This is a genomic window from Telluria antibiotica (assembly GCF_011682055.1).
Taxonomy (GTDB): Bacteria; Pseudomonadota; Gammaproteobacteria; order Burkholderiales; family Burkholderiaceae_D; genus Telluria; species Telluria antibiotica.
Map to the genome: position 1 here is coordinate 84,484 of NZ_JAAQOM010000023.1, position 8,716 is coordinate 93,199.

Below are 8,716 nucleotides of genomic sequence, written 5' to 3' on the forward strand. Positions count from 1 at the left end.
CCCTACGGCATCGTCACGATGATCCTAACCATGGATGCGCCGCGAGCCACCGCCCCAATTCATTATCGTTCGCGCACTGCAGCTTGCTGAAGATATTGGCGCGATGCGTCTCCACCGAGCGCGGCCCGCATGGCGGCACGAGCAGCCGTGCGATCTCCTTGTTCGGCTGCCCGAGCCCCACGAGCCGCGCCACTTCCCGTTCGCGCGGCGTCAGCTCCGCCCATAGCCGCAGCGCCTGCGCGCGCGATCGCGCCTCCGCGATGGCGGCGGGCAGCTTGTCGAGCAGGTGCTGCGTATCCGGCTTTTCCACCCAGTCCCAGGCGCCTTGCCGCACCGCTTCCAGCGCTGTCGGGATGTCGCCGTGGCCGGACAGGAACAAGGTGACGAGCGGGCTGTGTGCCGTGCGCAGGCGGTCGAACACGGCCAGGCCGCTCATGCCGCCGAGGCGCAGGTCGAGGATCAGGCAGCCCGGCTGGCGCATGTCGACGGCGTCGAGGAACGCCTCGCCGGACTCGAACGCCTGCACGGCGAGCCCCTGCGAAAACAGCAGCAACAGGAGGGAGCGGCGCAGGGCTTCGTCGTCGTCGACGACGTACAGGGTCAGCGGGATGTCTTTCATGGCACGGTGGGAAGCGTGAAGGAAAAGGCGGCGCCGCCGGAGGCACGGTTCTCGACGGTCATGAAACCGCCGTGCGCCTCGACGATGGTGCGGCAGATGTTCAGCCCGAGCCCCAGGCCGTCGGGGCGCGTCGTGAAGAACGGCGCGAAGATCTGGTCGAGCTGTTCCGGCGGGATGCCGGGCCCGGTGTCGCTGACGGTGACGCGCACGCCAAGCTCGACCCGGGCGGCCGCGAGCTCGATGCAGGCCCGGCGCGGCGGCAGGTCTTCCATGGCATGCATCGCATTGTGGATCAGGTTGACGAGCACCTGCTCGAGCAGCACGCGGTCGCCGCGCACGCTGGCGTCGCCATCGTCCAGCGACAACTGCAAGGTGATGCCGTCGCGCTGCAGCTCCGGCGTGAGCAGGGTCGCCGCATGCGTGATGACGCTCGCGATGGCCAGCCGTTCGTACTGGCCCCGCTGCGGATTGATGAACGCGCGCACGCGCTTGACGATCTCGCTTGCGCGCTTGGATTGTTCGACGATTTCGTCGAGCGCGCCGGCCAGCAGGTCGCGCGGGGCCGACTGGGCGGCGAGGGCGCGCGCCGCGACGGCGAAATTCGACAGCGCCATCAGCGGCTGATTCAATTCGTGCGCGAGCGTCGAGGCCATCTCGCCCACGCTCGCGAGGCGCGCGCTGCGCTGCAGGCGGACTTCCTGGTCGCGCTGGCGGGCTTCGGCCTCCTTCTGTGCCGTGATGTCGACGACGGAACTCATCCAGCCGCGGTGCACGCCCTGCGCGTCGACGAGCGGCGCCGTGTAGACCATCGTGATGACGTCGTGGCCGTCCTTGTGGCGGATGCGCGATTCGAAGCCGTGCGGCGCCGCGCGGCCCTGCAGGGCGTCGGCGCTTTCCCGCTCGTGCTTTTCGTGGTCGTCCGGATGCCAGTAGGGGTAGGGAGGACGGCGGCCCAGCAGCTCGTCCGCGCTGTAGCCCACCATCGCGCACAGCGCCGGATTGACGTAGATGATCTTGCCCGACGGGTCGCGCGCGCGCATGCCCACGAGCAGCGAGTCTTCCATCGCCTTGCGGAACGCGTGCGCCTCTTCCAGGTCGCGCGTGCGCGCCTCGACGCGGCGTTCCAGTTCGATGCGCGCCGTCTTCTGTTCGATGAAGCGCTTTTCGCGCAGGCGCCAGTACAGCACGCCGAGCAGCAGCAGCGCGACGGCCAGCGCAGCCAGCATCAGCGCCAGCTGGCGCGCCTGCACGACTTCCTTCATGTCCGTGGTGACGGTCAGGGTCCAGCCCAGTTCCGGCAGCGGCGTGTCGAGCGCGAGCAAGTCCATGCGGCGGTTGGCGACGCTCGTGCGCAGCACGACACCAGGCGTGCCGGCGCGCGCTTCCACGTGCCAGGGCAGGACGGGGAACCGCGTCCGGTCGCCGTACTGGCGGTGTTCGGCAATCCATTCCAGGTCGGCCGCGGGCACGGGCCGAATCGCGTGGAACAGCCATTCCGGCACGGCGGACAGGAACACGATGCCGTGGCTGTCGCGCAGCACGACGGGATCGGCGCCGCGCTGCCACGCGGCCTGCAGCGGCTCCAGGCTGATTTTCACGACGACGACGCCGAGGATCGCGCCGTCCGCGCGCACGGGTTCAGCGATGAACAGGCCGGACTGGCCCGTCGTCAGGCCGAGGCCGTAGAACAGGCCGCGCCGGCCCTGCACGGCGTCCTCGAAATAGGGGCGCTGGCGGTACGACTCGCCGACGAAGCTGGACGGCAGGTTCCAGTTGCTGGCCGCGAGCGTCAGGCCCGCGCGGTCGACGAGGAACAGCGCGGCGGCGCCCGTCGTCGACTGCAGGTCGGCGAAGTAGTCGTTCACGCGCGCGCGCAGGGCCGCGTCGCGCGGCGCGCGCAGCAGCGCCTGCACGTCCGGGTGGCGTCCGGCCGCGTGCGGGAGGAAGTCGTGGCGCTCGACGAGGCCGCGCAAGCCCAGCACGTGCGCGGCGGCGGCCTGGCGCAGGCCTTCCGTCTTCGTCTGCAGCTCGTGGCGCTCGGCCCAGTCGCCCGATGCCGCGATGACGGCCAGCGCGCCGGCGGCGACGAGGAACCGGCGAACGAGGCGGGGAGAGGGCAGCGGGAGCATGGAGCAAACGATAGCAGTTGCGCGGGGCGATGGGAACCGCGTCCGTAATTTTACGGAGGAGGGCGCGCCGATGTTGCGGATGTGCGCCGGTCCGCCGGCTGGGATAGTGGGCATACGAATAAAAGGAGACATCCATGAACACCATCACATCCAAGGCCGGCGCCCAGGCGGGCCTCGACGCCGGCGAGCGCATTTCCGGCCAGCGCCTGAAGGCCATCTTCATCGGCTCGGCCGGCAACCTCGTCGAGTGGTTCGATTTCTATTGCTACTCCGCGTTCGCGCTGTACTTCGCCAGCGCGTTCTTCCCCAAGCAGGACGCGACGGCGCAGATGATGTCCACGGCAGGCATCTTCGCGCTGGGCTTCTTCGTGCGCCCGATCGGCGGCGTCCTGTTCGGCCACATCGGCGACCGCCTCGGCCGCAAGACGGCGCTGATGACGTCCGTGCTGCTGATGTGCTTCGGCTCCCTGTTGATCGCCTGCGCGCCGACGTACGCGGCGGCCGGCATCCTGTCGCCGTGCATCCTGCTGCTGGCGCGCCTGCTGCAAGGCCTGAGCCTGGGCGGCGAATACGGCGCCAGCGCGACGTATCTGTCGGAGATGGCGGACTCGAAGCATCGCGGCTTCTACAGCAGCTTCCAGTACGTCACGCTGATCGGCGGCCAGCTGCTGGCGCTCGTGCTGCTGCTCGTGCTGCAGAAATTCCTGCTCGACGCCGACCAATTGCGTGCGTGGGGCTGGCGCATCCCGTTCTTCGTCGGGGCCTGCCTCGCGCTGCTGGCCATGCGCATGCGCCACGACCTGCCGGAGACCGCGCAGTTCGAGGCAGCCCGCAAAAAGGCGAAGACGATGGGCGGCCTGAAGCAGCTGGCCCAGCATCCGCGCGAAGTGCTGCTCGTGGTCGGCCTGACGATGGGCGGCACCCTGGCGTTCTACGTCTACACGACGTATATGCAGAAATTCCTGCGCCTGTCCGTCGGCCTCTCCGACTCGCAGACGACGGCCGTGTCGGCGGCATCGCTGCTGTTCGCCATGTGCCTGCAGCCGCTGTACGGCGCGCTGTCGGACCGCATCGGCCGCAAGCCTCTGCTCATCGGCTTCGCGCTGCTCGGCACCCTGTTCACCGTGCCGCTGCTGTCCGGCATCCGCCATGCGAGCGGTCCGTGGGAAGCGTTCGCGCTGATCGCCTGCGCGTGGATGATCGTCTCCGGCTACACGTCGATCAATGCTCTCGTCAAGGCCGAGCTGTTCCCGGCATCGATCCGCGCCACGGGCGTCGGCGTGCCGTATGCGTTCGCCGTTTCCGTGTTCGGCGGCACGGCCGAGTACCTGGCGCTGTGGTTCAAGTCGATCGACCTGGAGAGCGGCTTTTACTGGTACGCGACGGCCGTCATCGCCTGCACGCTGGCCGTCTGCTGGTTCATGCGCGACACGGGTGCGCTGTCGAAGATCGATGCGGAGGCACGCGGGCAGTAGCGCGGCCTGGCCTTGTCGAAATGGAAAGGGCGGTCCTGCGGGGCCGTTCTTTTCGTTGGCACCGTCCGAATCGGTCCACAATCGCTTTTTGGTGCATTTCAATCAATGGTATCCTACGCGCCAAAGATGAACACCGACCCGAGACGCGCGACCATGACGTTTGAACCCGACACCGAACAGAAGCCGACCCGCGCCGCCTATTCCGACGGCCCGCGCCTGCTGGCCGACATCGGCGCCACCCATGCGCGCTTCGCCCTGGAGATCGCGCCCGGTGTGCTGCGCAACGTGGCCGTGCTGCTGTGCGACGACTACCCGGGCATCGCCCCGTTGCTGAACGCCTACCTGGCCCAGACCCAGGCGCAGGGCAGCGGCGCGCGCATCACGCACGCGGCGTTCGCGCTCGCGAACCCGATCAGCGGCGACTTCATCCGCATGACCAACCGCGACTGGCAGTTCTCGACGGAAGAGGTGCGGCGCACGCTCGGCCTGACGACACTGCTCATCGTGAACGACTTCACCGCGCTGGCGATGGCGCTGCCGGGCTTCAAGCCGGAAGACCTGCTGCAGATCGGCGGCGGCAAGCCCGCGTCGAACGCGGTGGCCGGCGTGCTGGGGCCGGGCACGGGCCTGGGCGTGTCGGGCGTGATCCCGACCGTGGACGGCTTCGTCACCCTCGGCAGCGAGGGCGGCCACGTCAACTTCGCCCCGGCCGACGAGCGCGAGTTCGCGATCCTGCAATACGCCTGGCGCGAATGGCAGCACGTGTCGAACGAGCGCCTGATCTCCGGCCCCGGCATGGAAATCATCTATCGCGCGCTGGCGCTGCGCAACGGCGTCGAAGCGCCTCCACGCGACGCCGCCGCCATCATGACGGCCGCGCTGGAACAGAAGGACGCGCTGTGCCTGGAAGTGCTCGAATGCTTCGCCGGCATGCTGGGCGGCGCGGCGGCCAACCTGGCTGTCACCTTGGGCGCGTTCGGCGGCATCTTCATCGGCGGCGGCATCGTGCCCCGGATGGCCGAGTGGTTCAAGACGTCGCCGTTCCGCACGCGCTTCGAAGCGAAGGGCCGCTTCTCCAGCTACCTGGCGCAGATCCCGACCTACGTGATCATGATGCCGACGCCGGCACTGTACGGCGTATCGAGCATCCTGTCCGAGCACCTGCGCAACCGCAGCGGCGCGAACACGCTGATGGAGAGAGTCCAGCACTTGCAGGCGGAACTGTCGCCGGCCGAGCAGCGCGTGGCGCAGCTCGTGATCGAGCATCCGCGCAAGGTGCTGTCCGAGCCGATCGCGGAGATCGCGAAGCTGGCCGACGTCAGCCAGCCGACCGTGATCCGCTTCTGCCGCTCGCTGGGCTTTTCCGGCCTGGCCGACTTCAAGCTGAAGTTTGCGGGCAGCCTGACGGGCACGATCCCGGTGCGTCACAGCCAGGTGCGCATGACGGACAGCACGCACGACCTGTCGGCGAAAGTCATCGACAACACGGTGTCCGCGATCCTGCGCTTCCGCGACCAGCTGGACGTGAACTCGATCGACCGCGCCATCGACATCCTGCGCAAGGCCAAGCGCGTCGAGTTCTACGCGATGGGCAATTCGCGCGTCGTGGCGCTGGACGGCCAGCATAAATTCTTCCGCTTCCGCATCCCGACGTCGTCGTACGGCGACTCGCACCTGTTCGCGCTGGCGGCCGAGCTGCTGGGGCCGGGCGACGTCGTCATCGCCATCTCGACGACGGGCCAGCTGCCGGAACTGCTCGACGCCGTCGACGTGGCGCGCAATGCGGGCGCCGACGTCATCGCCATCACGAGCAGCAAGTCGGCACTGGCGCGCAAGGCCAGCGTGTGCCTCTCTGTCGACCACAGCGAGGACAGCACGACGTTCCTGTCGATGATCTCGCGCATCCTGCAACTGCTCCTCATCGACATCATGGCGGTCGGCATCTCGCTCGGCCCGGCCGGCGAAGCGGTGGCCGACGGCGACAGCGAACGCCGGCGCCTCCTGATCTCCCACCTCGACATCTGACCGGACCATCGTGGCGCGCGCGACCTCCGCCACGATCGGCCTCGCCGCGCTGGCGATGGCGGCGTTCGCCGCGAATTCGCTGCTGTGCCGCGCCGCGTTGCGCGATGCGCACATCGACCCCGCGACGTTCGGCGCCGTGCGCGTGACGTCCGGCGCGCTCGTGCTGGCGCTCGCCATGCGCGTGCGTGCGCGCCCGGCGGCCGTCGCGGACTGGCGTGCCGCCGCCATGCTGTTCGCCTACGTGGCCGCCTTCTCGTTCGCCTACCTTACGCTGCCTGCGGGCACGGGCGCATTGATCCTGTTCGGCGCCGTCCAGCTGACGATGTTCGCCGTGGGCCTCGCGCGTGGCGAACGGTTCGCACCGCGCGGCTGGGCGGGCGTCGCGCTGGCGGTGGCCGGCTTCGTCGTCCTCGTGCTGCCCGGCGTCGCAGCACCGCCGGCGGCCGGCGCCGCGCTGATGGCCGTCGCGGGCATCGCGTGGGGCGCGTACTCGCTGCGCGGGCGCGGCGTGCCCGATCCGCTCGCGGCCACCGCGTCCAATTTTGTGCGGGCGATGCCGCTGGCGTTGGCCCTGGGTCTCGCGTTCGGCGGGCGCGCGCATGCTGACGTTGCCGGCATCCTGCTGGCCATCGCCTCGGGCGCGCTGACGTCGGGACTCGGCTACGTGATCTGGTATGCGGCGCTGCGCGGGCTGTCGGCGCTGCAGGCGGCCAGCGTGCAGCTGTCCGTGCCCGTGATCGCCGCGTGTGCCGGCGCCTTGTGGCTCGATGAGGCGTTCACGGCGCGGCTGCTGGTGGCGGTCGTCGCGATCCTGGGCGGGATCGCGCTCGTGCTGACGGATCGGGCGCGCAAGCGGGGGTAGGGCGTGACATTTGGTGATTTTTTTTGCTTCGGCAAGATGTTATGCTGAGCCGCATTTTCATCACCGAAGCGACAGGCCATGACGACCCGTACTTTGGGCAGCACCGCGATCTCCGCCGCCGCACTCACCCTGCTGCTGGGTGTCGGCGGTACGCCGGCGCTGGCCGATCCGGGCGCCCTCCGCGTGCCCGAGCAAGTCACCTGCATCCATCTGCCGGCCGTCCTGTCGGGCATCGAAACGAAGGGGCTGTTCAAAGTCGAGTCGGAAACGCGGCTCGAGCGCGGTCCGTATATCTCCGAAGGCGAAGACGCGGAAGGCACGTACTACCGCGCGCCGCCGGGCGGCGTCTATCAGGGGCCGCCAAAAAACAAGCCGGCCAATGGCGCGTGGCAGCTCGATCGCGACGGCGGCATTTTCGTCCCCCGCGATCCGTCGGCACCCCCGCAGCTGTACTCGTACGCCAGCGAGAACGGGACTTCCGCCGCAACCCTCGTCCCTCCGGCGACGGCCGATTGCACGAACACGACATATGTTCGCGATCCCAACACCAAGGCCGTCCGGGTCGCGGCATATCAGGGCGAGGGCGCGACAGCGACCGACGCAAAGCGAGTGGGCGTGGCCGGTGGCAGCGTCATTGGTTACGCTCTCAACGAGTTGGTCGAGGGGCGCAACATGGGCAGGATCGTGAGGCTGCCCCAGTCGAAAAATGCCGAGTTCAATGCCAGGCTCGGCGAGTTCGCGCGGAACGCGGTGCCGATCAAGGCCGAGGATGCGCAGGACTGAATGGCTCGCCATCCGAATCCGCGCTTGGTCGAAGGGCTTCGCTCGCGTTTTCCGGCAGAGGCGGTGCAAACCGATCACTGCTTCGCGAACGAGGTTGGGACCGACCGCAGACGATGTGAGTTTTACTTGGGTCGAAGCGTGCGCCGACAGGACGACGGAAGCCATCCGCCGGCGGGACAGTGAGGTAGTGCAATCGCACACGAACTTCATCGCCGCGGCGTATCGGGCAGAGCCGGAGGCATTGCGGACGATCGTCGACGTGGCGTATGCAGAGAACCTCATGTGGGATGCTGGCCCGGAAGACAGGGCTGGGCGTGGAAGTTCATTGCAGCGGACATTCGACGCCCTTATCACGACATGTGGATGACTCTGCTTTGAACAAGATTTATGTCGAGCCCAATGGCCGAGATTGGGGACGGACCGAGTGTAAATTTAACGATTCCGCGCGCAATATTACGTAATTTTTTGAACCAGCTAAACTTACCAAAATGACGCCTTGGCAAAATTTCATGCATGAAGTGCAGGCTCACCTGAAGGCTCTAAAAGCTGATGGTTGCGCAGATCCGTACTTTCGCGGGCACGCGTCCGAAGACTGGCTACTTCTTCCGAGTCTCTCACGAGAATCGGAAAATCCTCGATTCAATCCAAATAAGGAAAAGAGGTTGTTTTCGGAGTTTCGGATGAGGGGTGCACATCGGCTTTGTTGCATAAATCAGCTGGGCACGTAATGCCCCCAATCCCGGACGGAATTACGGCATGGCGACCGTCGTGGGCGTGCCCAACCGTGTGAAGCGATTGAGGATAGCGGCACGTACCTGCAACT

8 protein-coding genes are annotated in these 8,716 nt (G+C 67.6%); 6 read left to right on the forward strand and 2 right to left on the reverse strand.

Translation table 11 applies throughout. The features are described from left to right. Positions 1-13: 13 nt before the first annotated feature. Both HAV22_RS28210 and HAV22_RS28215 read right to left on the reverse strand, forming a co-directional pair. Positions 14-619, reverse strand: coding sequence for a response regulator transcription factor (locus tag HAV22_RS28210; RefSeq protein ID WP_166864293.1), 606 nt, complete (start codon positions 617-619; stop codon positions 14-16). Beyond that, positions 616-2,748 (reverse strand): sensor histidine kinase, encoded by a 2,133-nt coding sequence (locus HAV22_RS28215; protein WP_166864296.1) that lies wholly within the window; start codon positions 2,746-2,748, stop codon positions 616-618. Before HAV22_RS28215 ends, HAV22_RS28210 begins: the two co-directional genes overlap by 4 nt. Before the next feature lie 134 nt (positions 2,749-2,882). On the opposite strand from HAV22_RS28215, the gene HAV22_RS28220 reads away from it, so the two are divergent. The 6 genes from HAV22_RS28220 (at position 2,883) to HAV22_RS31885 (ending at position 8,621) form a co-directional block, all read left to right on the forward strand. Next, entirely contained in the window at positions 2,883-4,223 is a 1,341-nt protein-coding gene (locus HAV22_RS28220) for an MFS transporter (RefSeq protein ID WP_166864298.1), read from the forward strand. Between the two features lie 153 nt (positions 4,224-4,376). Continuing rightward, entirely contained in the window at positions 4,377-6,248 is a 1,872-nt protein-coding gene (locus HAV22_RS28225) for a glucokinase (RefSeq protein ID WP_166864302.1), read from the forward strand. Positions 6,249-6,303: 55 nt separating this feature from the next. Further along, positions 6,304-7,110: a DMT family transporter gene (locus HAV22_RS28230; protein ID WP_166864317.1), complete on the forward strand. Its 807-nt coding sequence runs from the start codon at positions 6,304-6,306 to the stop codon at positions 7,108-7,110. Positions 7,111-7,188: 78 nt separating this feature from the next. Then, positions 7,189-7,893 carry a hypothetical protein gene (locus tag HAV22_RS28235; RefSeq protein ID WP_166864305.1) on the forward strand — a complete coding sequence of 235 codons (705 nt, stop codon included), beginning with the start codon at positions 7,189-7,191 and terminating at the stop codon, positions 7,891-7,893. After that, positions 7,880-8,260, forward strand: a complete 381-nt coding sequence (locus tag HAV22_RS31920; RefSeq protein WP_443098493.1) for a DUF7674 family protein — start codon at positions 7,880-7,882, stop codon at positions 8,258-8,260. Before HAV22_RS28235 ends, HAV22_RS31920 begins: the two co-directional genes overlap by 14 nt. A 142-nt stretch (positions 8,261-8,402) precedes the next feature. Then, positions 8,403-8,621, forward strand: a complete 219-nt coding sequence (locus HAV22_RS31885; protein ID WP_166864307.1) for an FRG domain-containing protein — start codon at positions 8,403-8,405, stop codon at positions 8,619-8,621. Positions 8,622-8,716 lie beyond the last annotated feature (95 nt).

Excerpts from the sequence above, each read along its gene's own strand:
- HAV22_RS28210 (WP_166864293.1), bottom strand. The coding sequence starts at position 619 with ATGAAAGACATCCCGCTGACCCTGTACGTCGTCGACGACGACGAAGCC.
- HAV22_RS28215 (WP_166864296.1), bottom strand. The coding sequence starts at position 2,748 with ATGCTCCCGCTGCCCTCTCCCCGCCTCGTTCGCCGGTTCCTCGTCGCC.
- HAV22_RS28220 (WP_166864298.1), top strand. The coding sequence starts at position 2,883 with ATGAACACCATCACATCCAAGGCCGGCGCCCAGGCGGGCCTCGACGCC.
- HAV22_RS28225 (WP_166864302.1), top strand. The coding sequence starts at position 4,377 with ATGACGTTTGAACCCGACACCGAACAGAAGCCGACCCGCGCCGCCTAT.
- HAV22_RS28230 (WP_166864317.1), top strand. The coding sequence starts at position 6,304 with ATGGCGGCGTTCGCCGCGAATTCGCTGCTGTGCCGCGCCGCGTTGCGC.
- HAV22_RS28235 (WP_166864305.1), top strand. The coding sequence starts at position 7,189 with ATGACGACCCGTACTTTGGGCAGCACCGCGATCTCCGCCGCCGCACTC.
- HAV22_RS31920 (WP_443098493.1), top strand. The coding sequence starts at position 7,880 with ATGCGCAGGACTGAATGGCTCGCCATCCGAATCCGCGCTTGGTCGAAG.
- HAV22_RS31885 (WP_166864307.1), top strand. The coding sequence starts at position 8,403 with ATGCATGAAGTGCAGGCTCACCTGAAGGCTCTAAAAGCTGATGGTTGC.